The sequence below is a fragment of the Streptomyces sp. URMC 124 genome (assembly GCF_051386455.1).
Classification (GTDB): Bacteria; Actinomycetota; Actinomycetes; order Streptomycetales; family Streptomycetaceae; genus Streptomyces.
This window is the reverse complement of the sequence record NZ_JBPQTS010000120.1, coordinates 1-24,227: the sequence shown is the minus strand read 5'-3', so window position 1 is coordinate 24,227 and position 24,227 is coordinate 1. Positions and strand designations below refer to the sequence as shown.

General features: G+C 74.3%; 25 protein-coding genes and 1 riboswitch. Of the genes, 13 read left to right on the top strand and 12 right to left on the bottom strand.

What is annotated here, in order from left to right:
* Nucleotides 1-55: 55 nt before the first annotated feature.
* Entirely contained in the window at nucleotides 56-763 is a 708-nt protein-coding gene (locus ACSNOG_RS23130; protein WP_436754617.1) for a ZIP family metal transporter, read from the top strand.
* A gap of 9 nt (nucleotides 764-772) precedes the next feature.
* Here the strand turns inward: ACSNOG_RS23130 and ACSNOG_RS23125 are convergent, their stop codons facing one another.
* The 7 genes from ACSNOG_RS23125 to ACSNOG_RS23095 all read right to left on the bottom strand — a co-directional run bounded on the left by ACSNOG_RS23125 (nucleotide 773) and on the right by ACSNOG_RS23095 (nucleotide 9,432).
* Nucleotides 773-2,176 carry a cobyrinate a,c-diamide synthase gene (locus ACSNOG_RS23125; RefSeq protein WP_436754614.1) on the bottom strand — a complete coding sequence of 468 codons (1,404 nt, stop codon included), beginning with the start codon at nucleotides 2,174-2,176 and terminating at the stop codon, nucleotides 773-775.
* The gene (gene cobO, locus ACSNOG_RS23120) at nucleotides 2,170-2,778 is read right to left on the bottom strand and encodes a cob(I)yrinic acid a,c-diamide adenosyltransferase (RefSeq protein WP_436754613.1); all 609 of its coding nucleotides are present in this window, start codon (nucleotides 2,776-2,778) and stop codon (nucleotides 2,170-2,172) included. The genes ACSNOG_RS23125 and cobO overlap by 7 nt, the downstream gene beginning before the upstream one ends.
* A complete protein-coding gene (locus ACSNOG_RS23115; protein ID WP_436754612.1) occupies nucleotides 2,778-4,898 on the bottom strand; it encodes a putative cobaltochelatase in 2,121 nt (706 codons plus the stop codon). Before ACSNOG_RS23115 ends, cobO begins: the two co-directional genes overlap by 1 nt.
* A gap of 165 nt (nucleotides 4,899-5,063) precedes the next feature.
* Complete coding sequence (locus ACSNOG_RS23110; RefSeq protein ID WP_436754616.1) at nucleotides 5,064-6,572, bottom strand: cobyric acid synthase; 1,509 nt, start codon at nucleotides 6,570-6,572, stop codon at nucleotides 5,064-5,066.
* 29 nt (nucleotides 6,573-6,601) lie between these two features.
* A complete protein-coding gene (locus tag ACSNOG_RS23105) occupies nucleotides 6,602-7,567 on the bottom strand; it encodes a cobalamin biosynthesis protein (RefSeq protein ID WP_436754611.1) in 966 nt (321 codons plus the stop codon).
* 128 nt (nucleotides 7,568-7,695) lie between these two features.
* Nucleotides 7,696-7,815, bottom strand: a riboswitch (cobalamin riboswitch).
* Nucleotides 7,816-7,982: 167 nt separating this feature from the next.
* Nucleotides 7,983-8,207 (bottom strand): hypothetical protein, encoded by a 225-nt coding sequence (locus ACSNOG_RS23100; RefSeq protein WP_436754610.1) that lies wholly within the window; start codon nucleotides 8,205-8,207, stop codon nucleotides 7,983-7,985.
* A gap of 28 nt (nucleotides 8,208-8,235) precedes the next feature.
* Nucleotides 8,236-9,432, bottom strand: a complete 1,197-nt coding sequence (locus ACSNOG_RS23095; protein WP_436754609.1) for an anion permease — start codon at nucleotides 9,430-9,432, stop codon at nucleotides 8,236-8,238.
* Between the two features lie 162 nt (nucleotides 9,433-9,594).
* On the opposite strand from ACSNOG_RS23095, the gene ACSNOG_RS23090 reads away from it, so the two are divergent.
* The 3 genes from ACSNOG_RS23090 to ACSNOG_RS23080 all read left to right on the top strand — a co-directional run bounded on the left by ACSNOG_RS23090 (nucleotide 9,595) and on the right by ACSNOG_RS23080 (nucleotide 13,179).
* On the top strand, nucleotides 9,595-10,245 hold the full coding sequence (locus ACSNOG_RS23090; RefSeq protein WP_436754608.1) for a class II aldolase/adducin family protein: 651 nt from the start codon (nucleotides 9,595-9,597) through the stop codon (nucleotides 10,243-10,245).
* Nucleotides 10,246-10,527: 282 nt separating this feature from the next.
* Nucleotides 10,528-11,655 carry an alpha/beta hydrolase gene (locus ACSNOG_RS23085; protein ID WP_436754607.1) on the top strand — a complete coding sequence of 376 codons (1,128 nt, stop codon included), beginning with the start codon at nucleotides 10,528-10,530 and terminating at the stop codon, nucleotides 11,653-11,655.
* A 111-nt stretch (nucleotides 11,656-11,766) separates the two neighbouring features.
* Complete coding sequence (locus tag ACSNOG_RS23080; RefSeq protein ID WP_436754606.1) at nucleotides 11,767-13,179, top strand: hypothetical protein; 1,413 nt, start codon at nucleotides 11,767-11,769, stop codon at nucleotides 13,177-13,179.
* A gap of 63 nt (nucleotides 13,180-13,242) precedes the next feature.
* Here ACSNOG_RS23080 and ACSNOG_RS23075 read toward each other — a convergent pair whose 3' ends face one another.
* Together ACSNOG_RS23075 and ypfJ are read right to left on the bottom strand one after the other, a co-directional pair.
* Complete coding sequence (locus ACSNOG_RS23075) at nucleotides 13,243-13,644, bottom strand: VOC family protein (protein WP_436754605.1); 402 nt, start codon at nucleotides 13,642-13,644, stop codon at nucleotides 13,243-13,245.
* A 31-nt stretch (nucleotides 13,645-13,675) separates the two neighbouring features.
* Complete coding sequence (gene ypfJ, locus ACSNOG_RS23070) at nucleotides 13,676-14,563, bottom strand: KPN_02809 family neutral zinc metallopeptidase (RefSeq protein ID WP_436754604.1); 888 nt, start codon at nucleotides 14,561-14,563, stop codon at nucleotides 13,676-13,678.
* 141 nt (nucleotides 14,564-14,704) lie between these two features.
* Here ypfJ and ACSNOG_RS23065 point away from each other — a divergent pair, with 141 nt between their 5' ends.
* The 4 genes from ACSNOG_RS23065 to ACSNOG_RS23050 all read left to right on the top strand — a co-directional run bounded on the left by ACSNOG_RS23065 (nucleotide 14,705) and on the right by ACSNOG_RS23050 (nucleotide 19,202).
* Nucleotides 14,705-15,382 (top strand): hypothetical protein, encoded by a 678-nt coding sequence (locus ACSNOG_RS23065; RefSeq protein WP_436754603.1) that lies wholly within the window; start codon nucleotides 14,705-14,707, stop codon nucleotides 15,380-15,382.
* Nucleotides 15,383-16,048: 666 nt separating this feature from the next.
* A complete protein-coding gene (locus ACSNOG_RS23060; RefSeq protein WP_436754602.1) occupies nucleotides 16,049-17,647 on the top strand; it encodes an ABC-F family ATP-binding cassette domain-containing protein in 1,599 nt (532 codons plus the stop codon).
* A gap of 413 nt (nucleotides 17,648-18,060) precedes the next feature.
* On the top strand, nucleotides 18,061-18,282 hold the full coding sequence (locus ACSNOG_RS23055) for a helix-turn-helix domain-containing protein (protein ID WP_030366669.1): 222 nt from the start codon (nucleotides 18,061-18,063) through the stop codon (nucleotides 18,280-18,282).
* A gap of 119 nt (nucleotides 18,283-18,401) precedes the next feature.
* Complete coding sequence (locus ACSNOG_RS23050; RefSeq protein ID WP_436754601.1) at nucleotides 18,402-19,202, top strand: enoyl-CoA hydratase/isomerase family protein; 801 nt, start codon at nucleotides 18,402-18,404, stop codon at nucleotides 19,200-19,202.
* Nucleotides 19,203-19,237: 35 nt separating this feature from the next.
* Here ACSNOG_RS23050 and ACSNOG_RS23045 read toward each other — a convergent pair whose 3' ends face one another.
* From ACSNOG_RS23045 to ACSNOG_RS23035, 3 genes are read right to left on the bottom strand one after another with little or no spacing between them, the layout of a single operon-like run.
* Nucleotides 19,238-20,002: a hypothetical protein gene (locus ACSNOG_RS23045; protein ID WP_436754600.1), complete on the bottom strand. Its 765-nt coding sequence runs from the start codon at nucleotides 20,000-20,002 to the stop codon at nucleotides 19,238-19,240.
* 49 nt (nucleotides 20,003-20,051) lie between these two features.
* Nucleotides 20,052-20,867 carry a hypothetical protein gene (locus ACSNOG_RS23040; protein WP_436754599.1) on the bottom strand — a complete coding sequence of 272 codons (816 nt, stop codon included), beginning with the start codon at nucleotides 20,865-20,867 and terminating at the stop codon, nucleotides 20,052-20,054.
* Nucleotides 20,868-20,913: 46 nt separating this feature from the next.
* Nucleotides 20,914-21,591: a nucleopolyhedrovirus P10 family protein gene (locus ACSNOG_RS23035; RefSeq protein WP_436754598.1), complete on the bottom strand. Its 678-nt coding sequence runs from the start codon at nucleotides 21,589-21,591 to the stop codon at nucleotides 20,914-20,916.
* 245 nt (nucleotides 21,592-21,836) lie between these two features.
* On the opposite strand from ACSNOG_RS23035, the gene ACSNOG_RS23030 reads away from it, so the two are divergent.
* The 5 genes from ACSNOG_RS23030 to amaP are packed head-to-tail and all read left to right on the top strand — an operon-like array spanning nucleotide 21,837 to nucleotide 24,166.
* Nucleotides 21,837-22,265 (top strand): Asp23/Gls24 family envelope stress response protein, encoded by a 429-nt coding sequence (locus ACSNOG_RS23030; protein ID WP_179080370.1) that lies wholly within the window; start codon nucleotides 21,837-21,839, stop codon nucleotides 22,263-22,265.
* An 11-nt stretch (nucleotides 22,266-22,276) separates the two neighbouring features.
* A complete protein-coding gene (locus ACSNOG_RS23025) occupies nucleotides 22,277-22,468 on the top strand; it encodes a hypothetical protein (protein WP_436754597.1) in 192 nt (63 codons plus the stop codon).
* 44 nt (nucleotides 22,469-22,512) lie between these two features.
* A complete protein-coding gene (locus tag ACSNOG_RS23020) occupies nucleotides 22,513-22,911 on the top strand; it encodes an Asp23/Gls24 family envelope stress response protein (RefSeq protein WP_436754596.1) in 399 nt (132 codons plus the stop codon).
* A 38-nt stretch (nucleotides 22,912-22,949) separates the two neighbouring features.
* Nucleotides 22,950-23,537 carry a DUF6286 domain-containing protein gene (locus tag ACSNOG_RS23015; RefSeq protein ID WP_436754615.1) on the top strand — a complete coding sequence of 196 codons (588 nt, stop codon included), beginning with the start codon at nucleotides 22,950-22,952 and terminating at the stop codon, nucleotides 23,535-23,537.
* Nucleotides 23,538-23,560: 23 nt separating this feature from the next.
* Nucleotides 23,561-24,166, top strand: coding sequence for an alkaline shock response membrane anchor protein AmaP (gene amaP / locus ACSNOG_RS23010; RefSeq protein ID WP_436754595.1), 606 nt, complete (start codon nucleotides 23,561-23,563; stop codon nucleotides 24,164-24,166).
* Nucleotides 24,167-24,227: the final 61 nt, after the last annotated feature.

Here is a 24,227-nt window from a genome sequence, read left to right as displayed (position 1 = left end):
CGGCGGGAGATACTGCAGCCGCGAGAAGGGTGGAACCGTGCCGGTCGTGATCGCCATGGGCGCGTTCCTGATGACGCTGCTCGGCGGCTGGGCCGCGCACCGCATCACCGACCGCAGGCACCTCGTCCTGGGGTTCGCGGGCGGGCTGATGCTCGGCGTCGTCGGCCTCGACCTGCTGCCCGAAGCCATGGAGGCCGCCGGCCAGGACGTCTTCGGCGTGCCGGCCGCCCTGCTCTGCTTCGTCGCCGGCTTCCTCGCCGCCCACATGGTCGAGCGGCTCCTCGCCGTCCGCAAGGCGGCCCACGGCATCAGCGCCGCCGAGCGCACCCCGCAGGTCGGCCTCACCGCGGCCGCCGCCCTCGTCGGGCACAGCGCCATGGACGGCGTCGCCATCGGCGCGGCCTTCCAGGTCGGCCACGGCGTGGCGGTCGCCGTCGCCGTGGCCGTCATCGCGCACGACTTCGCGGACGGCTTCAACACGTACACGATCACCGACCTCTACGGGAACGACCGGCACCGCGCCCTCCTGATGCTCACCGCGGACGCCGTCGCCCCCCTCGTCGGCGCGGCGTCCACCCTGCTGTTCACCCTTCCGGCCGGATTCCTCGGCGTCTACCTCGGTTTCTTCGGCGGCGTCCTGCTCTACCTGGCCACGTCCGACATCCTCCCCGAGGCCCACCACACCCACCCGGCCGTCTCCACCCTGGCCTGCACGGTGGCCGGGGCGGGCTTCATCTGGCTGGTCGTGGGCCTCGCGAGCTGACGCCCCCGGTCACCGCCCGCGGGCAGCGCTCGCGCTCGCCACCAGCCGGGCGGCCGTGCCCGGCGCACCCGCCCAGTGCACGTGGAGGTACGAGGCGTGCACCCCGTCGCGGACGAAGCCCTCCGTGCGGCGCTCCGGATGGGTGAACCCCCAGGCGGGGGCCGCGCCCGCGCCCGGCTCGGTCACCGTGCGGTGGAACTCGTGCCCCCGCACGCGCGTGCCCGCCTGCGCCAGCGGGTTGTCCGCGAGGGCCACCGCCTCGCGGTAGCCGAGGGTGAGGCGGCCGGACATGCGCGCGTCCGCGGGGAGCACGCCGCACATGGGCTTGCCGTCCAGCGAACGGGAGAGGTAGAGCAGGCCGGCGCACTCGGCGACGACCGGGGCGCCGGTCGCCGCGAGGGCGGCGACCTCCTTGCGGAGGGGCTCGTTCGCGGAGAGCTCCGGGGCGTACACCTCCGGGAAGCCGCCGCCTATGACCAGGGCGTCGGCACCCTCCGGGAGGGCCTCGTCGCGGAGGGGGTCGAAGGTGACGACTTCGGCGCCGGCCGCGCGCAGCAGCTCGGTGTGCTCGGCGTACGAGAACGTGAACGCCGGGCCGCCGGCCACGGCGATCACCGGTTTGCCCTTCGGGCGCAAACCGGTAGCGGTGGCGTGGGAAGCGGGGACGTCTGCCCGCGAACCCTCGGGAGCCCACGGCTCGTCCACGAGCGGTGGCGCGCTGCGCGCCAAGCCCAGCAGCCCCTCCAGGTCGCAGCCCTCCCTGACCCGTGCCGCCTGCGCGGCCACCGCGTCGACGGCCTCGGCGCTGCGCTCGGCCACCGGCACCAGGCCCAGGTGGCGCGAGGGCGTGTGCACCTGCTCGGCGCGCCGCACCGCACCCAGGACCGGCACGCCCGACTCCGTCAGGGCTTCCCGCAGGAGCGCCTCGTGCCGGTCCGAGCCGACCTTGTTGAGGATGACGCCCGCGACGCGCACCTCCGGGTCCCAGGACGCGAAGCCGTGCACCAGCGCGGCCACCGACCGCGACTGCGACGACGCGTCCACGACCAGGACGACGGGCGCCTTCAGCAGCTTCGCCACGTGCGCCGTGGACGCCAGCTCGCCCTGCCCGCTCGCCCCGTCGTAGAGGCCCATGACGCCCTCGACGACCGCGACGTCGCAGCCCGCGGCCCCATGCAGGAACAGCGGGGCGACCCGGTCCGGGCCGCACATGTAGGCGTCCAGGTTGCGGCCGGGGCGCCCCGTCGCCAGCGCGTGGTAGCCCGGATCGATGTAGTCCGGGCCCACCTTGTGCGGCGACACGGCGAGCCCCGCGTCCGCGAAGGCCCGCATCAGGCCGGTGGCCACCGTGGTCTTGCCGCTCCCGGAGGCCGGGGCGGCAATGACCAGGCGGGGGACGTGCGTGGTTACCACTCGATGCCCTTCTGGCCCTTCTGGCCGGTGTCCATCGGGTGCTTGACCTTGGACATGTCGGTGACCAGGTCGGCGAAGTCGACGAGCTCCTGCGGGGCGTTGCGGCCCGTGATCACCACGTGCTGGGTGCCGGGGCGGTCGCGCAGCACCTCGATCACCTCGTTCGTGTCGATCCACCCCCAGTGCAGCGGGTAGGCGAACTCGTCCAGCACGTACAGCTTGTACGTCTCCGCCGCCAGGTCGCGCTTGACCTGCTCCCAGCCCTCGCGCGCCTTGTCCTCGTTGCTCTGCTCGCCGTCCTTGGGGTCCCGCTGGATCCACGACCAGCCCTCGCCCATCTTGTGCCAGTCGACCGCGCCGCCCTCGCCCGACGCACCGAGCACGCGCAGCGCGTTCTCCTCGCCGACCTTCCACTTCGCCGACTTCACGAACTGGAACACCCCGATCGGCCAGCCCTGGTTCCACGCCCGCAGCGCCAGGCCGAAGGCCGCCGTGGACTTGCCCTTCCCTATGCCGGTGTGGACGAAGACCAGCGGCCGGTTGCGGCGCTGACGCGTGGTGAGTCCGTCATCGGGAACGACGGTCGGCTGTCCCTTGGGCATCAGGCGGCCCTCCTTGTGTGTGTGGTCCGTACGGTCCTTACGAGCGCGGAGACGCTGTCCGCGCGCAGTTCCTCCAGCGTCACGACCGGGCCGCGCAGCTCGCGGCCCAGGCCGGCGGCGAGCCCGAGCCGCACCGGCCCCTGCTCGCAGTCCACGACCACCGACGCCGTGCCCTCGCCGGCCAGCAGCCGGGCGGCCCGCGCCGCCCGCGCCAGCGGCTCCGGCCCGCCGGTGGCCCGGCCGTCGGTGACGACGACCAGCAGCGGGCGCCGCGACGGATCGCGCAGCCGCTCCACCCGCAGCACCTCGCGCGCCTGCAGCAGCCCCGCCGCCAGGGGCGTGCGGCCGCCGGTCGGCAGCGTCTCCAGCCGCGCCGCCCCGGTGTCCACCGACGACGTCGGCGGCAGTGCCACGTCCGCGCCGGCCCCCCGGAACGTGACCATGCCGATCTTGTCGCGGCGCTGGTACGCGTCCAGCAGCAGCGACAGGACCGCGCCCTTGACGGCGCTCATCCGCTTGCGGGCGGCCATGGAGCCGGAGGCGTCCACGACGAACAGCACGAGGTTGCCCTCGCGGCCCTCGCGCACCGCCTCCCGCAGGTCGTCGCGGCGGACGACGAGCCCGGCGCCGCTGCGCCCGCGCGCCCGCTGGTGCGGGGCGGCGGCCTGCACCGTGGCGGCCAGGTGGAGCTTGGACAGGGCGCCGCGAGGGCGGCGCGCCCCGGTCGTCCGGCCGTGGGCCGTGCGGGCCCGCGAGCGGCGGCCGTCGGCCCCCTCCCCGAGGCCGGGCACGTCGAACTTGCGGGTCCGGAAGGGATCGGCCGCGGCGACGGCCGGGGCCTCGGGGGCCTCACCGCGCGCGGGCGCGCCTTCGGGGGCGTCCGGGCTCTCCGGGCCCTCGGGGGAGGCGGGCTCCCGGCCCGAGGGCTCCTGCGGCTCCTGCCGCTGCTGCGGGACGTCGGAGGCGGCGTCGGTGCCGCCCGTGCCGTCCTGCGGGGGCTGGCCGCCGCCGGGACCGCCTTCGGGGCCGCCGTCGTCCGGGCCGCCGTCGGTGCCCTCGTCGTCCGGACCCTCGGGCTCCGGGTCCGGGTCCGGCTCGGGCTCCTTGTCCTCGAACTGCGCGAGGATCTCGTCGAGCTTGTCCTCGTCCAGGCCCGGCGCGTCGAAGGGGTTGCGCCGGCGCCGGTGCGGCAGCGACAGCAGCGCCGCCTGCCGGACGTCCGCCGTCGTCACGTCCGTGCGGCCCGCCCACGCGGCGAGGGCGGACGCGGCGCGCGCGGTCACGATGTCCGCGCGCATGCCGTCCACCTCGAAGCCCGCGCACACGGCGGCGATGCGGCGCAGCGCGCCGTCGCCCAGGCGGACGGACGGCAGCAGCGCGCGGGCGGCGGCGATCCGCTCGCGCAGCGTCTCCTCCTCGGCCGCCCACTTCGCCGCGAACGCGCCCGGGTCCTCGTCGTAGGCGAGGCGGCGGCGTACGACCTCGACGCGCTCGTCGGGCTCGCGCGAGGCCGCGACCTCGACGGTCAGGCCGAAGCGGTCGAGGAGCTGCGGGCGCAGCTCGCCCTCTTCGGGATTCATGGTCCCGACGAGGAGGAAACGGGACGCGTGCCGGACGGAGACGCCCTCGCGCTCGACGTGGGAGGCGCCGGTGGCGGCGGCGTCGAGAAGCAGGTCGACCAGGTGGTCGTGGAGGAGGTTGACCTCGTCGACGTAGAGCACGCCACGGTGCGCGCCCGCGAGCAACCCGGGCTCGAAGGCCTTCACGCCCTCCGACAGCGCTTGCTCGATGTCGAGAGCGCCGACGAGCCGGTCCTCTGAGGCGCCGACGGGCAGCTCGACCATGCGCGTCGGGCGGGTTCCCTCCGGGCCTTCCACGCCGTGCGGCCCGTCCGGGCACGCAGGGTCCGGTGACACCGGGTCACAGGAGAAGCGGCAGCCCTCGACGACGGAGACGGGTGGCATCAGCCCGGCGACGCCCCGCACGGCCGTGGTTTTGGCCGTTCCCTTCTCACCTCGTACGAGCACTCCGCCCACAGTTGGGGAGACCGCGTTCAGCAGCAGAGCCAAGCGCAGATCCTCCATGCCGACGATCGCAGTGAAGGGGTAGGGGGTACTCATGCGCTGTTCACTCCTTCGAGAGACTCTCGCCGAACCGGCTGCCTGCTGCCGTGGTTGAGGGCCACGATTGCCTCCTGGTCCCCGCATCAGCGGGGGTTGTTCGCTGCTCGGCGATCACTTCGTCGAAGCTCTGCTGTGCTCCCCGCATCCGCGGGGGTTTCCTGTTCACGGCGCGCCCGGCGGTATGAACGGGACCCCCGGGGGCACCCCGTTCTCGATCAGCCGCAGCAGCGCGTCCGTGTCCGCGTGTTCCTCGATCAGATCGCCCAGCCGGTCCAGCTGCTCCTCCCGCAGCGCGGCGAAGCTCGTGTCCGGCGCCGGGACGAACGCCCGGCCCGCCGCCTCCGCGACGCGCCGCAGGAACGCCCGCCGGAAGCCGTCGCTCTCCAGCGAACCGTGCCAGTGCGTGCCCCACACGGCGCCCACGCGGCAGCCGTCCAGGAACGGCTCGTCGCCACCCCGCACGTCGGCCACGCCGTGGTGGATCTCGTAGCCCTCGACGGGCTCGCCCAGGGCCGTGCCCACGGGGCGGGCCAGGGTCTTCTCCACGGCGAAGCGGATGCGCACGGGCAGCAGGCCGAGGCCCTCGACGGTCCCCGCCCGCGACTCCACCTCGTCCTCGATGCGCTCGCCCAGCACCTGGAAGCCGCCGCAGATGCCCAGGACGGGGCGGCCCTCCGCGGCACGCCGCACCAGGGCGTCCGCGAGCCCGCGCTCGCGCAGCCAGGCCAGCGCCCGCACCGTGCCGCGCGTCCCCGGCACGACCACCAGGTCGGCGTCGGCGAGCTCCTCCGCGCGGTCGACGAAGCGCACCACGACGCCCGGCTCGGCCGCCAGCGCGTCCACGTCCGTGAAGTTGGACATCAGCGGCACCGCGCACACCGCGACCCGCAGCACGTCCGCGCCGTGCGGCGGAGCCACCACCGACTCCCGTACGGCGCCGCGCAGCGAGACGCGCAGCCCGTCCTCCTCGTCGATGCCCAGGCCGTGCGCGAACGGCAGGACGCCCAGCGTCGGACGGCCCGTCAGGTCGCGCAGCATGTCCAGGCCGGGCTCCAGCAGCGTCACGTCGCCACGGAACTTGTTGACGACGTAACCCGCTATCAGCTCCTGGTCCTCGGGCGAGAGCAGGGCGGTCGTGCCGAAGAACGACGCGAAGACGCCGCCGCGGTCGATGTCGCCGACCACGACCACGGGCAGCCGGGCCGCCCGGGCGATGCCCATGTTGACGATGTCGCTGCGCCGCAGGTTGATCTCGGCCGGGCTGCCGGCGCCCTCGCAGATCACCGCGTCGTGCGTGCGCCGCAGCTCCTCCAGGCACTCCGTCACCGTGCCGAACAGCTGCTCCTGGCGGCCCGCGTGGTAGCCGCGCGCGCTGAGCTCGCCCACCGGCTTGCCCATCAGCACGACCTGGCTGCTGCGGTCGCCGCCGGGCTTGAGCAGCACCGGGTTCATGAGGGCGCTCGGCTCCACGCGGGCCGCGGCCGCCTGCATGGCCTGTGCCCGGCCTATCTCCGCGCCCTCGCGCGTCACGAAGGAGTTGAGCGACATGTTCTGCGCCTTGAACGGCGCGACCTTGACGCCCTTGCGGGCCAGCCAGCGGCAGATGCCGGCCGTCACCACGCTCTTGCCCGCGTCCGAGGTGGTGCCGGCCACCAGCAGGCCCCCGCCCAGCGGGCCCCGCGGCCCGCTCCTGTCAGCCGTCACCGGCTCCTCCTCCGTGCGTACCGTGCGAAGCTTCCGACAGAGAGCCTGCCCACGACGGCCGTTCCCAGGGCCAGGAAGGACACCCGGCGCGAGAGGCGTACCGCGCGCTCGATGTCGTCCGTCGCCACCGGGCGGTTCTCCGCGCCCAGCACGGGCCGGTGCTCGACGCGGCCCGCGTACGCCAGGGTGCCGCCGAGCCGCACGCCGAGCGCTCCCGCGAACGCCGCCTCGACGGGGCCCGCGTTGGGGCTGGGGTGGCGGGAGGCGTCCCGCCGGGCCACCCGCCAGGCGCCGCGCGGATCCGGGCCCGCGAGGACGGCGAGGGCCGCGGTCAGGCGGGCGCCGGGCCAGCCGGCGACGTCGTCGAGACGGGCCGAGGCCCAGCCGAAACGGCGGTAGCGGGGGGACTTGTGGCCCACCATCGCATCGAGCGTGTTCACCGCCCGGAAGCCGACGAGCCCCGGCACGCCCCCCAGGGCGCCCCACACCAGCGCGCCGACGACGGCGTCGGAGGTGTTCTCGGCCACGGACTCCACGACGGCGCGGGCGATCTGCTGCCCGTCCAGGGCCTGCGGGTCGCGCCCGCACAGGTGCGGCAGTCGCTCCCGGGCGACGTCGACGTCACCGGCGGCGAGCGCGCCGCCGATGGCGCGGGCCTCGCGGCCCAGGGAGGTGCCGCCCAGCACGGCCCAGGTCGCGACGGCGGTCAGGGCGATGTCGGCGGGGCGGGAAGCGCGCGCGGCGCGGGCCAGCAGGGCGGCACCGGCGGCGGCGCCGCCCGCGCACAGCAGGGCGTGCGCGGCACCGTGGCCGCGGTGGTCGCGCCACAGGCGCTGCTCCACGGCCTGCGCGGCACGGCCGAACGCCGCCACGGGGTGGCCGCGGCGGGGGTCGCCCAGGACGCGGTCACCGAGGAAGCCGAGGGCGGCGCCGCACGCGAAACCGATGGGATCGGCACGCATCGGCTCAGACCGCCGTCACGCCTCGGTGGGGAGAGGGGAGTGTGCGGGGCGTTCGGTGGCGGGCGCCGGGCATGACGATGTGTCCTCACTCAGGGTCCGCGCCCTGGCTCGACGTGACCGGCGACCAGAGTCTCCTGGCTCCCGGATCTACGCCGCCCCGGCCTTCCGGCTCGCCGCCGTGGCATCGCGTGGGGGAGACGCTCCCCGGTGACAGTGGCGGGACCGCGCCGGATTCACACCGGCTTCCTCTGCTGTCGCCGTTTGGCTCCGGAAGTCCACCATGCGCCGCGTGCGCCGTCAACTCACTTCTGACCTGGGACGAGTCGCGGACGCCCGGGCCGCAGCGGCGCACCGAACGCCGACCGGCCGGGACCCCCTGAGGGATCCCGGCCGGTCGGAGCGGAGCGGGTGAGGGTTACGCCACGATCAAGTAGATGCCGTAGCCCACGGCCGCCGCGCACACGGCGAAGCAGGCGTACGCCCCCGAGCGCCGCGCGAGCGTACCCGCGCCCGGGTCCGCCGGGCCCCCCGCACGGGGCGAGGTGCCGACGATGCCGAGGGTGAAGATGCCCACCAGGCCGACCGTCACCACGAGGCTGACGCCGAAGACCTGGCCGAGAGCTGCCCAGTCGATGTGCATGCTGTTTCTTCCTTAAGCCTTGGGAGCCTCAGCCCGCCGCGGCGGCGGGGCCGGCCGGCGGCGGGGCGACGGCCTGCAGGGCGGCGGTGATGACACCGGCCGGCTCGGCGTCGGCGGCGGTGTCGCGCGAGTCCAGGTCGTCGTGGGTGACGGGCTTGCGGCGCGAGGCCAGCCAGATCGCACCGGAGACGGCGAGGCCGAGGACGGCGACGGCCGCGACGCCCCAGTCGCCCTGGTCGGCGAGGAGAGCGGCGCCACCGGCGACCAGGCCCGCGGCGGGCAGGGTCAGGCCCCAGGCCATCACCATGCGGCCGGCGGTCGACCAGCGCACGACGCCGCCCTTGCGGCCGAGGCCGGCGCCCATGATCGAGCCGGAGCAGACCTGGGTGGTGGAGAGGGCGAAGCCGATGTGGGAGGAGGCGAGGATCACGGTCGCGGCGCCGGTCTGCGCGGCGAAGCCCTGGGCGGGCTTGATGTCGGTGAGGCCCTTGCCGAGGGTCTGGATGATGCGCCAGCCGCCCAGGTACGTACCGAGCGCGATGGCCAGGCCCGCGGAGACGATGACCCACATGGGCGGGTCGGCGTGCGGGGCGACGACGCCGCCGGCGACGAGCGCGAGGGTGATCACACCCATGGTCTTCTGGGCGTCGTTGGTGCCGTGGGCCAGGGAGACCAGGGCGGCCGAGGCGATCTGCCCGGCGCGGTAGCCCTTGGCGGTCTCCTGCTCGTCGCGGCCGCGCGTGAGCCGGTAGGTGAGCCGGGTCGCGCACCAGGCGGCGATGCCGGCCACGAGCGGCGCGGCGACGGCCGGGATCAGGACCTTCATGACGACCTTGTCGGTGTTGACCGCGTCGAAGCCGACGGCGACGACCGTCGCACCGATCAGACCGCCGAAGAGGGCGTGCGAGGAGCTGGAGGGGAGCCCGGCGAGCCAGGTCAGCAGGTTCCAGACGATGGCGCCCACCAGACCCGCGAAGATCACTTCGGGTCTGATGCCGGCGGTCTCATCGATGATTCCCCCGGAGATGGTCTTGGCCACCTCGACGGACAGGAACGCTCCGACGAGGTTGAGGACCGCCGACATCGCCACCGCGGTCTTGGGCTTGAGGGCGCCGGTGGAGATGGTGGTGGCCATGGCGTTGGCCGTGTCGTGGAAGCCGTTCGTAAAGTCGAACACCAAGGCCGTGACGATCACGATCCCGATGAGAAGCGTGATGTGTTCCATTCACCCAGGCAATCAGCTCGATGGTCAGTACAGCCTGGACCGTAAAGACCCTGGGTGAACGGAAGGTGAACTGGGCCGGGCCGATCAGTGACGCGAACCGGAGGTGGGGGACGGATGGCAGGACGGATCGAGGGACGGACCGAGGGACGGATGGAGCGACGGATGAAGGAGAGCGAAGAGATCCGCCGGGTGTGGGCCGAGGTCGTGGCCACGGCTCGCCGCACCACGGCCGACGGCCTGGTGGTGGGCACCTCGGGAAACGTCTCCGCGCGGGCCGGGGACGCGGTCGTGGTCACCCCGAGCGGCATCCCGTACGACCGGCTGACCGCGCGCGACGTGGTGGCCGTCGACATGGAGGGCCGCCCGCTCCTGGGCGATCTGGCGCCCACCAGCGAGCTGCCCCTGCACCTCGCGGTCTACCGCGCCACCGGCGCCGCCGCGATCGTGCACACCCACGCCGTGCACGCGACGGCCGTCTCCACGCTCGTCGACGAGCTGCCCCTCATCCACTACATGGCCGGCGCGCTCGGCGGCCCGGTGCGGGTGGCGCCCTACGCGCTCTACGGCAGCGACGAGCTGGCCGCGCACGCCCTGGAAGCCCTCGAAGGCCGCACCGGCTGCCTCCTGCGCAACCACGGCACCCTCACGTACGGTGACGGCCTCGACCAGGCCTACGACCGCACCGCGCAGCTGGAGTGGATGTGCCGGGTCTGGCTCACCGCCTCCTCCGTCCCCGGCCGCACCCCGACGCTCCTCACCCCCACCCAGGCGGCCCGGGCCCAGGAAAAGCTCCGCGGCTACGGCCGCCCGTAGGGCCCGAGCCCCTGCGGGCGGGGCTGCGGCCACCCTGGCCGTGACCTCCACCACGCCCGACCCCCGCCGCCACGGCGAGTTCCCACCGCGGCGGTGCCCAGCGGTGCCGTCCCGGCGGCAGGTCCGGCACCGCCCGGGCGGCGCGTCGTGGCGGAGGCGCGACCCTCCGGCCGCGGTCGCGCCCGGCTCTGCGACCGCCGCCCGCCACCACGGCAAGCCCCCCGCCGGCAGGCGCCTCGTGCCCACTGGCCGTCGTCGCCCGTGCCGCCCACACTGGAAGTCATGGGCATACGGACCAGGGCGGCCGTGGCCGCCGTCACAGCGATCGGTGCCGGCGCAGCAGCCCTGGCGGCCGGGCGGTACGCCTCCGACGCCGCACTGCGGGCCGCTCCCGGCCGGCCGCCGCCCGATCAGCCGCGGCTGGCCGTCCACTCCGTCGACGGCGACCGCATCACCCTCACCCGCCACCAGGCCTCGCTGCGCCCGGGCACGTACGGGCTGACCGGCAGCGGCCTGCACGCCGTCGTCGGCTCGGTCCTCCAGGACGTGCCGCACGCCGCCGACGGCGTCGTGCGCCGCCTGGAGCGCGTCACGCGCGGCGTGCCCGAGCCCGGCGACCGGGTGTGGCTGACGCCGCAGCTGCACGCCGGCAACCCCCGCGACGCCCTCGGCCTCGACCACGCCGACGTCGTGGTCCCGGGCGAGCTGGGACCGCTGCCCGCCTGGTTCCTGCCGGCCGCCCGCGACACCTGGGTGATCACCGTGCACGGCCTGTGCGCCACCCGCGAGCACCCCATGGTCGTCATGCCGCTCCTGCACCGGCTGCGGCTGCCGGTCCTCGACGTCGCCTACCGGGGTGATCCCGGAGCTCCCCGGCCACCGGACGGAATCAGCCGTTTCGGGCTCACCGAATGGCATGATCTCGCCGCTGCCGTCCGTTATGCCCTGGCCCAGGGCGCCCGCCGTATCGTCCTCCACGGCTGGTCCACCGGCGCCACCATGGCGCTGCTCGCCGCCGGCGACCCCGCGCTGCGCCCGTACATCAGTGGCCTGGTCATGGATTCGCCCGTCCTCGACTGGTCGGCCGCCCTGCACTCCCTGGCCGCCGCCCGCGGCGTGCCCGCCCCGCTGCTGCCGCTCGCCCTGCACGCCGCCCGTGGCCGGACCGGAATGGCCCCCGACGGGCTCGACAGGGTCCGGGACCCGGCCCGGCTGACCCTGCCCGTCCTCCTCGCCCACGGCCCCGACGACTCCGTCGCACCGTGGCGCACCTCACGCGAACTCGCGGCCGCCCGCCCCGATCTGATCGTCCTGCACACCGTCCGCCGGGCCCCGCACGCCGCGATGTGGAATGCCGCCCCGGGGCGTTACGAGGAGGCCCTGCGGAGGTTCCTCATCCCCTTGATGTGACGCCCTCACAGCCTCCAAGCAGCCCTGATCCAGCGGCAGGAAGTGAATGGTGGACGGCTGGACAATTGATTCCGATTGGGTTTTCGGAGCGGCAGCGGCAAGACTGCTCCTGTGACGTCCCGTACTCCGCGCGACTCCCGGCTCAGACTTGTCCCCCGACAGCCGATCGCCTCTGCCCGCCGGGCCGTGGCGAACCGAGGCTCCCGCCCGGCGCCCCGCCCGCCCGCCGGCACGCCGGCACCGGCGGAGCTGGCCCGGCAGGCGAGAAGCTGCCTGACCGGCGCGGTCCGTGTGGCCCGCTGGGCGGCGGACGAGCGCGGCCGCGGCGCCACCTTGCGCCCCGGCACCGCCGGGGGGCTCTCCGCGGAGACGGCCGAGCGGGCCGCCGCGGCCCTGGGCCTGACGCCCCACCAGGCGCGCACCGACTGGGACCACGCCCGCCTCGCCGGGCTCGTCGAGCTCCACGGGGGCACCGCCCGCCCGGGCTGGCGCCTGCAGGCGTGGGACCGCGACGACGGCGCCGTCCTGCGCGGGTGGGTTGCCCTGTTCGACGCCTGGTCCCTCGCCCACCCCGCGCCCGGGGGCACCGATGCGACGGTCGTCGCCGAGGTCGTGGAGGCCGCGCCGCAGCTGCTGTCCGTCATGCACCTGTCGGCCGGGCCCGTCGCCGTGCCGATGCTCCTCGACCTGCTCCAGCAGCGCGTCGCCGAGATCCGCGCCGAGCGCTGCGAAGTGCCCTACGGCGGACGGCCCGTGCCCCCGGCCCGGTCCGCGCCCACCGACGAGGACCCCCTGGAGGAGCTGCTGGCCTGGGCGCTCGAAGGGCTCGCCTCCGTCGGCGCCCTGATCGTGCCCGGCGGCACCGGCCCGGGGGCCGAAGCCGTGCTGACCCCGCTCGGCAACTGGGCGGTGTGGGTCAAGCTGGAGCAGATCTGCGTCGCCGCCCAGAGCCCCGCGGGCAACATCGAGCTGTCCGCCGAGGCCATGCTGCGCGGCTGCGCCGACCTCACCCCGGGCCCGGCCCGCGCCGAGTACCGCGCGTGGCTCGCCGCCCGCCCTGCCGGCAGGGCCCTCGGCGAACTCCTCGACGCCGCCCGCGGAGACGACGCGCTCGTGCGCGGCCTGGCCTTCGAGGCCCTGCGCGCGGTCGGCGCGGCCGCGGAGCCGGCCGTGCGGGCCGTCGTCGGCGAGCCGTGCCTGCGGCCCTACGCCCTGCTGTGGCTCGCCGAGCACGAGGGACGCGATCCGGAGCAGGCCGCCGAGGTGCTCACCCGCGAGGAGGCCACCTGGCTGTGGGTGGACACCGCCGCGGCCGTCGCCGACCACGGGGAGAGCCGACTGCTGGTGCGCCACCTCGACTCGGCGGTCCAGGGCACGGTGCCGGGGCTGCTGGAGGAGGTGCGGGCGGTGGGGCACCCGCGCACCGTGCAGGTGCTGGTCGCCCTGGCGGCGGCGCATCCGGACCCGGCGCTGGCCAAGGCCGTCCGGAAGGCGGCGTTCCAGGTGCACACGGGCGGCGTCTGAGTGGCGTCCTGAGCGGGGTCCGGCGAGCGGGCCCGGCCGGCCGGACCGGTGGCCGGGCCGGGCTCACCCCGCCGGGACGTACGTCCCGAAGCTCCACACGTTCCCCTCCAGGTCGCGCGCCATGTAGTCGCGCGAGCCGTACTGCTGGTCCGTGGGCGGCATCAGGATCTCCACACCGCCCTTCTCGGCCTGCCGGAAGTGCACGTCGGTGTCCTCGACCACGACGTAGACGCCCACCGGGCCGCTCTCGCGCATGGCCTCGGCGAACACCCCCACCCGGCCCTTCGAACCGATCATCACCCTGCCGTTGCCGTAGGCGAGTTCGGCATGCAGCACCGTGCCGTCCTCGCTCTCGTACAGGGCGGCCCGGGTGAAGCCGAACGCCTTCGTCAGCTGTTCGATCGCCGCCTTCGCGTCGCGGTAGAGCAGCGTGGGGTAGATGCTCGGCGTGTGCGTGCCTGTCATGTGAGGTCACTCCTCTGAGGTCGCTCCCCGGTCAGCGGAAGGTGTTGCACCGGGCCATGTCCCCCGTGCCGTACCCCGTGTTGAACCACTGCTGCCGCTGCGCGGCCGAGCCGTGCGTCCAGCTCTCGGGGGTCACCCGGCCCTGGAACTTCTCCTGGATGCGGTCGTCGCCGACCGCCGCGGCCGCCGACAGGCCGTCGTCGATGTCCGCCTTGGTCAGCTCCTTGATCAGCGGCCGCCCGGTGGACTTCTCGGGCGTGGACGTCGCGTGCCGGGCCCAGACCCCCGCGTAGCAGTCCGCCTGCAGCTCGACCTTGACGGCGTTGCTCCCGGCGCCCGTACGGCCGTCCTGGGAGCGGCCGAGCGTGCCCATCAGGTTCTGGACGTGGTGCCCGTACTCGTGCGCGACGACGTAGGCCTGGGCGAACGGGCCGCCGCTCGCGCCGAACTTCTCCCGCAGTTCGCCGAAGAACCCCAGGTCCAGGTAGACCTTCCGGTCGCCCGGGCAGTAGAAGGGCCCGACGGCCGAGGACGCGGCCCCGCAGGCGGTGCGGACCTGACCGGTGAAGAAGACCGTCGACGCCGGGGTGTACGTGGCGGAGCGGCGGGCGAACTCCCGGCTCCAGAAGGACTGGGCGCTGTTGACCACGGCCACGATCCGGCAGTCCTCGCGGGCGTTGGCGTCCTGGCCCGTCCTGCAGTCCCGGGCGACCTGGGCGTCGCTGCTCGCGGTGCCGCCCGGTGCGGGTTCGGAGGTGAGCCCGAGCTCCTGCGGGCCGATGCCGAAGAACAGGCCGAGCACGAGGGCTACCAGTCCGACGATGCCGCCGCCGATGGTCATCCCGCCGCCCGGGATCCGGCTGCCGCGCTCGTCCTGGACCTGGGAGGTGTCCAGTCCCGCGCCGTCGTCGAACTGCATGCGCCCACCGCCTTCCCATCCCTGAGTATCGGCGAATCGCCCTATATGTGGCTATTGCGGGTGCCTCTGGTCCGGCGTGTCGGCGGGGCCGGCCGGCGACGCCCGGATATCCAGGACAAACGGTACGGAAGGAGCGGCCCCATGGCGACGGCGGACACGGTGCACGGCGGCCGCGGCACCCGCTGCCCGGCCCCCCTCGCGCTGCTCCTCACCACCGCACTCCTGTGCGTGCCGCTGGCCGCCGCGGCCCGCCACGTCCAGCACGCCCCCTTCGGCGACCGGCTCACCCTGCACGCCACCGCCCGCCCCGCCCGCCCCGGCGCCGTGCGCGCGCCCCGGCTGCGCCTCGGGCGGGGCGGCCTGGAGGCGTACGACCCGGTCACGGGCGCGCGCCGCTGGACGTACGCCCGTGACGGGCACCGCCCGCTGCAGGCCCATCCCACCCGCGGCGAGGCCGTCGCCCTCTGGGACGACGGCCTGGTCACCGGCACCCTCCTGCGCGACGGCACGCTCTCCGTCTGGCACCGCGGCGCCCCCGGCTGGCCCGGCACCCCGGCCGGCCGGCGCGCACCGGCCCTGCATCTGCTCGGCTCCCCGCAGCCCGGCGCGGTGGCCGTCGTCACCCCGCGGCTCGTCACCGCCTACGCCCTCGGCGACGGCGGGCTCCGCTGGCACCGCGAGGCCGGGCCCGGCTGCGCCTTCGACCCCACCCGCACGGCCCGCCGTGCCGACCTCCTCCTCATCGCCCGCCCATGCGCCCCCGACACCCCCTGGACCTCAGAACTCACAGCCCTCTCCGCAACGAGCCCCTCTGCCTGACACCGGCGCCCCACGGAATCCTTTCCGCCGCGACGGCGAGACGCCCGACGGCGGCTGTCGGCGGTGCCGAGCGGGCCTTGCGCGTGTACGGCACCGCCGGAATGCCCCGCGGGGTTACGGGACGGGCCGCCGGGCCCGGGAATCCCTCCCGCCGCGACGGCGAGTCCCCCGACGGCGGCTGTCGGCGGTGCCGAGCGGGCCTTGTGCGTGTGCGGCACCGCCGGAGTGCGCCGTGGTGGTTGCTCGCCGTCGCGGCGGAGGTGGGAGGGGCGTGTCTGCCCCGCGGGGTTACGGGACGGGGCCGCCGGGCCCGGGAATCCTTTCCGCCGCGACGGCGAGACGCCCGACGGCGGCTGTCGGCGGTGCCGAGCGGGCCTCGTGCGTGTGCGGCACCGCCGGAATGCGCCGTGGTGGCTGCTCGCCGCGGCGGCGGATATGAGGGGCGTGCCTGCCCCGCGGGTTACCGGACAGGTCGTAGGGCTCGTGTGGGCCCGGCGCCGTCGCAGGCGGGCCGCCGGGCCGGGAAGTGGGTTGCGCGGCCCCGTTAGACTGATGGGTATGGCATTCCTCCTCGTGCATTAGACGGCGCCGGCCGCCCGCCGCCCCGCGCGCTGCCGAGTTCATTCCCGTCCCCACCGCCGTCCACCACGCCCTGGAGTAATCCCCGTGATCACCGCCTCCGGCATCGAGCTGCGCGCCGGCGCCCGCATCCTCATCGAGAACGCCTCCTTCCGCATCGCCAAGGGCGACCGCATCGGCCTCGTGGGCCGCAACGGCGCGGGCAAGACCACCCTCACCAAGTGCCTGGCCGGCGAGGGCATGCCCGCGGGCGGCACGATCAGCCGCTCCGGCGAGGTCGGCTACCTCCCCCAGGACCCCCGCACCGGCGACCTCGACGTCCTCGCCCGCGACCGCATCCTCTCCGCCCGCGGCCTGGACACCGTCCTGCGCAAGATGCGCGAGAACGAGGACCGCATGGCCAACGGCAAGGGCGCCACTCGCGACAACGCGATGAAGAAGTACGCCCGCCTGGAGACCGAGTTCCTCACCAAGGGCGGCTACGCGGCCGAGGCGGAGGCCGCCACCATCGCCGCCGCCCTCGGCCTGCCCGACCGCATCCTCGGCCAGCCCCTGCACACCCTCTCCGGTGGTCAGCGCCGCCGCGTCGAGCTGGCCCGGATCCTCTTCTCGGACGCCGACGTCCTGCTCCTGGACGAGCCGACCAACCACCTCGACGCCGACTCCATCGCCTGGCTGCGCGACTACCTCAAGACGTACCGCGGCGGCTTCATCGTGATCTCCCACGACGTCGACCTCGTCGAGACCGTCGTCAACAAGGTCTTCTACCTCGACGCCAACCGTTCGCAGATCGACGTCTACAACATGGGCTGGAAGCTCTACCAGCAGCAGCGCGAGGCCGACGAGAAGCGCCGCAAGCGCGAGCGCCAGAACGCCGAGAAGAAGGCCGCGGCCCTCAACTCGCAGGCCGACAAGATGCGCGCCAAGGCCACCAAGACCGTCGCCGCGCAGAACATGGCCAAGCGCGCCGAGCGGCTGCTCAAGGGCCTGGACGAGGTCCGCGTCTCCGACAAGGTCGCCAAGCTCCGCTTCCCGGAGCCCGCGCCGTGCGGCAAGACCCCGCTCACCGCCGAGGGCCTGTCGAAGTCCTACGGCTCGCTGGAGATCTTCACCGACGTCGACCTGGCCATCGACAAGGGCTCGCGCGTGGTCATCCTCGGCCTCAACGGCGCGGGCAAGACCACGCTGCTGCGGCTCCTGGCGGGCGCCGAGAAGCCCGACACCGGCCAGGTCACCCCCGGCCACGGCCTCAAGCTCGGCTACTACGCGCAGGAGCACGAGACGCTCGACCCGGACCGCACGGTCCTGGAGAACATGCGCTCCTCCGCGCCCGACCTCGACCTGGTCGAGGTCCGCAAGACGCTGGGCTCCTTCCTGTTCTCCGGCGACGACGTCGACAAGCCCGCGGGCGTGCTGTCCGGCGGCGAGAAGACCCGGCTGGCCCTGGCCACCCTGGTCGTCTCCTCCGCCAACGTGCTGCTGCTCGACGAGCCCACCAACAACCTCGACCCGGCCAGCCGCGAGGAGATCCTCGGCGCGCTGCGCACGTACAAGGGCGCGGTCGTGCTGGTGACCCACGACGAGGGCGCCGTGGACGCGCTCGAGCCGGAGCGCATCATCCTGCTGCCGGACGGCGTCGAGGACCTCTGGGGCCCGGACTACGCGGACCTGGTCGCCCTCGCCTGACCTCCCGCCCTGCCCGGCCGGGGCCCCCTGCCCCGTACCGGCCGCACTCGGCCCCGTACCCGGCGTGATCGGTGCCGTCCCGATCATTCGGCCGACGGGTGATCCTTCATCTGAGTGAGAGCGGCTCGTACCCCGCTGCCACCCGTTGCCCCGGCGCACGACCAGTGTCATGCGCCGGGGCGTTCGCACCACCGGGCGGGAGTGCCCCGTCTGACCTGCTCCTTCGCTGCGCCACCCGTACGGCCGTACGAGCGCGCCCGGTCGGAATTGCCTGTTCCAAGGCCTGCCGACGCCCGAAAACCGGGCCTCCGAGGGCCGCGGACTTCGCATGGACCTTGTCGAATGGGTGGCCAGGAGGCCGTATAGGGGTGATCATGAGAGTCAAGAGGCGCATCTCCCATGAGGAGGCACGGGTGGCCGAGACTCTGAAGAAGGGCAGCCGGGTGACCGGCGCCGCGCGCGAAAAGCTCGCGGCAGACCTGAAGAAGAAGTACGACTCCGGTGCGAGCATCAGGGCGCTGGCCGAAGAGACCGGCCGCTCCTACGGCTTCGTTCATCGGATGCTCAGTGAATCCGGCGTGATCCTCCGGGGTCGCGGCGGAGCGACGCGCGGCAAGAAGGCCGCCTCGGCCTGACGCCCCGCGCACCCCAGGGCAACCGACAGTGTGGACGGTGCCACCCGGTCGGTCGAGCAGTCGACCGGGTGGTTACTGTGCAGTCACCTACTGTGCAGTAGTCCGATCGGAGGCCCTGAATGACTACCCCGAACACCCCCAAGGCTCTGCTCGACCAGGATGGCGTACGGCTCACCGTGGATGACGCGGTGGCCACCGTCACCCTCACCAACCCCGCCAAGCGCAACGCCCAGTCGCCCGCCCTCTGGCGGGCGCTGACCGAAGCCGGGCGCCTGCTTCCGGGCAGCGTGCGGATCGTCGTGCTGCGCGGGGAGGGCAAGTCCTTCTCGGCCGGTCTCGACCGGCAGGCCTTCACCCCCGAGGGCTTCGAGGGCGAGCCCTCGTTCCTCGACCTGGCCCGCGGCCCCGAAGAGGCGCTCGACGCCGAGATCTCCGCCTACCAGGCCGCGTTCACCTGGTGGCGGCGGAACGACATCGTCTCCATCGCCGCGGTCCAGGGCCATGCGATAGGCGCCGGCTTCCAGCTCGCCCTCGCCTGCGACCTGCGGGTCTGCGCCGAGGACGTGCAGTTCGCCATGCGCGAGCCCAGCCTCGGCCTGGTGCCCGACCTGGGCGGCACCCAGCCGCTCGTCGCCCTCGTCGGCTACGCCCGCGCGCTCGAGATCTGCGCCACCGGGCGCTTCGTGCACGCCGAGGAGGCCGAACGCACGGGCCTCGCCAACCTCGTCGTCCCCGCGGAAGAGCTCGACGCCGCCGTCCAGGACCTCGCCGCGGCCGTCCTCGCCGCCCCGCGGGACGCCGTCGTCGAGACCAAGGCACTGCTGCGCGGAGCGGCCGGCCGGACGTACGACGACCAGCGCGCGGCGGAGCGGGCCGCGCAGGGGCGGCGGCTGCGGGACCTGGCGGGGCTGGGGGAGTAGCCCGCCCCGGGCCGCTCGCGCGTCCGGGCCGCGGCTCAGCCGCGGACGCGGACGCCGTAGCGGGTGCGCAGCACGTGCAGCTCCCAGACGGAGACGGCCGTGACGGACAGCGGTCCGCCGAGGAACGCGGCGATCTGCACGACCAGCGGCCCGTTCGGCAGGCCGTCGCCGAGCTGGACGATGTTCAGCACCCACACGAGGACGGCCGTGAGGACGGCCGGCAGCGCGGCATGCACGTCGGCGGTGTTGAAGGCGTAGCGGGCGGCGGCACCGGAGGAGAAGACGAGGAAGGCCGCCGCCCAGATCGTGAACGGCACCACCACGATGAGGACGAACAGGGAGATCACCGCTTGGACGACGAAGATCCCCTGCAGGGCCTTGAGCAGCAGGGCCAGGACCGCGTACCCGGCGATCGTGCCGAGCGGTATGCCCAGGTACCAGCCGATGGCCCTGAGCGGGTAGCGCAGTCGTGAGCGCAGTACGGGGCGGTGCTGCGCAGGCACGTACCAGATGAAGCCGGCGATCACGAGCGGACCGACGAGTATCAGCACCAGCGGCGCCAGGAACAGCTTGGTGAAGCCGTCCTCGAAGACGGCGCTCCAGCCGCCGTCGACGCCGTAGACCGATATCAGCAGGAGCGTGGTGACCGCGCCGGTGATGGCCCGTGCCTTCTGGACGCGGCCGATGACCTGGTCGGTGACCCGGCCGGGGCTGGAGGCGGCGAAGATGCCGGCGGCGCGGGTACGGGCGTTGCTTATGAGGCCCAGGCAGCCCGAGCCGCCCAGTTCCAGCAGAGACATGAGATGGTTCTCCCCGTTGAAGATCTTGGCGCGGAAGCTTATCCGGGACTTATTCCGCAGCGTGACCGGTGCGGGGACCGCGGACGCGGACGCCGTAACGGGTGCGCAGGAAGTACAGCTCCCAGGCGGAGACGGCGGTGACGGAGAGGGGACCGCCGAGGAAGGCGGCGATCTTGATGGGGAGGGGGCCGTTGGGAAGGCCGTCACCCATGGACAAGAGGTTGAGGCTCCAGACGCAGATGGCTGTGAAGATCGCAGGGAGCATGGGATGCACGAGCCCCGTGTTGAACGCGTGTCGGGCGACGGCGCCGGAGATGAAGAACATGAAGGCGGCCAGCCACAGGAGCACGACGAACAGGACGATCCTCAGTACGATGCCGAGCAGCAGACCCTTGTAGCCGTAGCCGGCGATCGAGTGGTAAATGTCCTGCACGTCCCGTAGCGCGATGAAGCAGCCGTACGTCGCCACGGCACCCAGGACGTAGAGGACGACGGCCTTCAGCGGATAGCCCAGGCGGGCGCGGAGCAGGGGGCGTTTCTCCTTCGGCGCGTACCAGATGAAGCCCACCAGCACGAGGGGGCCGGCCGCGAGGAGAACCACCGGCGCGAGGAAGAGCTTGCTGACCCCGTCCTTGAGGGCTGAGCTCCAGCCGCCGTCCACGCCGTACGTCCAGAGCATGAAGAAGGTCGCCACCGTACCGATGGCTGCCCGGAGCACCTGGATGGCCGTGATGGCCTCGTCCTCTATGCGCTCCGCCTCGGGGCCGGCGACGGCGCGGCGAGCCAGTGAGTGAGCGCTGGTCAGGAAGGCCCCTGCACACCCGCCGCCGTCGTCCGTCCGCCCGGCCTGCTGACCGTCCGCCATGAGGCCCCTTCCCGCGGGACCTGCTGCCGCCGCCCCGTCCACTTGATCAGACAGGCGGGGATTCTATCGCTGTGACCATGACAGAAATCGTGGACGGTGCGGGCGTGACCTGCGTCGACGCCCGCTTCGCCGCCGCGCGGACCTCGCGTGCCACGTCCAGCGCCCGGCGCTCCGTCGTGACGGTGATGTCCGTCTGCGCGTGATCGCCCCGGGGGCGCAGGGTGGCGTGGGCGACGCCCCGTACGGAGAGGGCCGCCCTGGTCAGGGGGTCCTGCGCGGCCGGGGACGGAGGCGGGGGCGGTGCGGCGCCGGGCTCCTGCCGGGGCGGGGCCGCCTCCAGCAGTTCCGTCAGCCTCAAGTCGACCGCCTCGATCCGTAGCCCGATCCGTTCCGCCGCGCACCGCCCCAGCACGGCCCGCAGCCGCGCCGCGGTCTCCGGGAACGGGACGTCCGCCGTCGCCGCACACTCCGCCTCGATGCGCAGCGGCCCCGGCGGCAGCCCGCTCGGGGGCGGTGGCACCGCCGGCGGGGAGGCCGGGCCCGCGAGGGCGATGCGGACCGTCTCCAGGCGCACCGCCGGGAGCGCGGCGTACGCCGCGCGGCGCAGTGCGTCCACGGCCGCCGCCTCCGTGATCCAGGCGCCGTCCGCCGCGCCGCCCAGCGGCAGCAGCCTGCCGAGTGCGAGCTGCCGCCGTACGGTCTGTGCCCACTGGTCTGCGGCCATTGCGGTCACCCCTCAGCCCTGTGGGGCAGGCCTTCGCCGCCCCTCGCTTTCAGCCTGCCCCACCCGGCGCGTTCCGGACGGACGGCTCACTCGGACAGCGGTCCGCTCCGGTCGTTTCCCCCGGATCCCCCGAGCGGTACGGGTGAAGCGCACCTAAGGTGGCAAACGGAGCCCGTAGCGGCGCGACGACCCCGCGGTCGGCGTCAGCCGTGACGTTTCCTTTCACGGGAAAGAGGCGAGTGACGATGAGCGAGACCGTAAGCGGCAAGGAGACCGTTCCGACCGCCCCGGCCGACCGTGGCCGCACCACCATCGCCGACGGGGTCGTGGAGAAGATCGCCGGGCTCGCGGCGCGTGACGTCGTCGGCGTCCACGCGATGGGCAGCGGCCTCTCCCGCACCTTCGGGGCCGTCCGCGACCGGGTGCCCGGCGGCAGCCGGTCGGTCGCCCGCGGTGTGAAGGCCGAGGTCGGCGAGGTGCAGACCGCGCTCGACCTGGAGATCGTCGTGGACTACGGGGTGGCCATCGCGGATGTCGCCCGCTCCGTGCGGGAGAACGTGATCGCGGCGGTGGAACGCATGACCGGCCTCGAAGTCGTCGAGGTCAACATCGCCGTCAGCGACGTCAAGCTGCCGGACGAGGAAGAGGAAGAGCCGGAGCCGAGGCTCCAGTAGAGGAGCGCACGATGAGCATGGCCGTGGCCGGCATGATCGCCGGCTTGGCGCTCGGGTTCGCCGGGTACTTCGGCGGGTTCGGAGCCTTTCTGCTCGTGGCTGCCCTGGGTGCGGTCGGGTTCGTGGTGGGCCGCTTCCTGGACGGGGACCTGGATCCGGGGGAGTTCTTCCGGCCCCGGGACCGGGAGGGGCGGCGGCGGTGACGTACGGGTCCGCGCCGCGGTGGGTACGAGGGGGGTGAGGGCCGGTGGAGGCTGCTGAGCGCGGTGCCACCCGGATCGCGGACCGCGTGGTCGCGAAGATCGCCTCGCAGGCGGCGCGGGAGGCGTTGCGGGGTGGCCCGGGTGCGGGTGCGGGTGCGGGTGCGGGTGTCGGCGCGGGTGCGGGTGCCGGCGCGGGTGCGCTGTCCGCGGACGGCTCCCCGCCGCACGCCGTCGTCACCGTGCACGACGACGTCGCGCGGGTCCGCGTCGCCGTCGAGTTGCCCTACCCCTCCGACATCGGGGCGCACTGCGGTGCCGTGCGGCGGCGGATCGCCGAGCGCGTACGGGCTCTCGCGGGCATGGAGGTGCCGGAGGTGGTGGTCAGCGTGGAGCGGCTGCACTCCGTGCACACGGCGTCCACCGGGCGGGAGCGGGTGCGGTGAGTGGGAGCGAGGTCGAGGGCGAGGTCGAGGGCGAGGGCGTGAGCCGGGGCGCGGGGCCGGGCTCGGCTTCCGGTGCGGTGCACGCGCCCGCGCGGCGGTTCTGGGCCGTGCGGCGGGTGCCCGCGTTCCTGGTGGCGGCGGTGGTGCTGGGAGCGGCCGGTGTCCTGCTGTACGACGTGGCCGCGGTGCGTGCGCACCGGCCCGCCATGGGATGGCGGCGCAGGCTCGCGCACGAGCTCGCCACCCGGCCCCTGGAGGACGCGTGGATCGTCGCTTGCGCCTGCGTGGCCGTGGTGGCGGGAGTGTGGCTCGTCGTGCTCGCCGTCACCCCTGGGCTGCGGTCCGTCCTGCCGATGCGGCGCGACCGCGCCGACCTCAGGGCCGGCATCGACCGGCGGGCAGCGGCACTGGTGCTGCGTGACCGGGCCATGGAGGTGGCCGGGGTGCAGTCCGTACGGGTCGCCGTCGGGCGGCGCCGCGTGAAGGTACGGGCCCGGTCCCACTTCCGGGACCTCGGCGACGTGCGTACGGACGTGGACGCGGTGATCGCCGAAGGCGTGCGGAAGTTGGGGCTCGCGCACGAGCCCGGGGTCTCGGTGCGGGTGAACCGGCCGGCGAAGCGGTGAAGCGGTGAAGCGGTGAGGGTGGTGTGGGGCTTGTGCTGAAGGTCCTCAACAGGGTGCTGATCGGGCTTGCCGGGGTGCTTCTCGTGGCAGGTGGTGCGGCCGTTCTCGTCGGGGCGTTCGATCTGCAGCGGCGGTGGGAGATGTCCCTGCCGTCCGGCTGGCCGTTCGACGGGCCGCGGGACGTGATCGCGACCCGGGCCGAACAGACGCAGTGGCGCGGCGAGGGATGGTGGTGGCCCGCGGTCATCGTCGGGCTCGCCGTGGTGGTGCTGCTGGCGCTGTGGTGGCTGCTGGCGCAGGTGCGGCGGCGCCGGCTGCGGGAGCTCGTCGTGGACAGCGGGGGCGGCGAAGAGGCGGTTCTGCGGGGGCGGGCGCTGGAGGAGGCGGTCTGCGCGGAGGCCGAGGCGCTGGAGGGCGTGGAGCGGGCGCTCGTCGCGATGCTCGGGCGGCGGACGGCGCCGGAGGCGCGGGTGGGGCTGACGCTCGCGCCGCACGCGTCGCCCGCGGTGGCGCTGGCACGGCTGGACGGGGAGGCGCTGGAGCATGCGCGGGTGTCGGCGGGGGTGGGGCGGTTGCCGGTGGAGGTGCGGCTTCGGGCCGTGCGGCACCGGGCCGAGCGGGTGGGCTGAGCGGGTCGGGTGAGCGCGGGGCCGTCTCCAGGCGCACCGCCGGGAGCGCGGCGTACGCCGC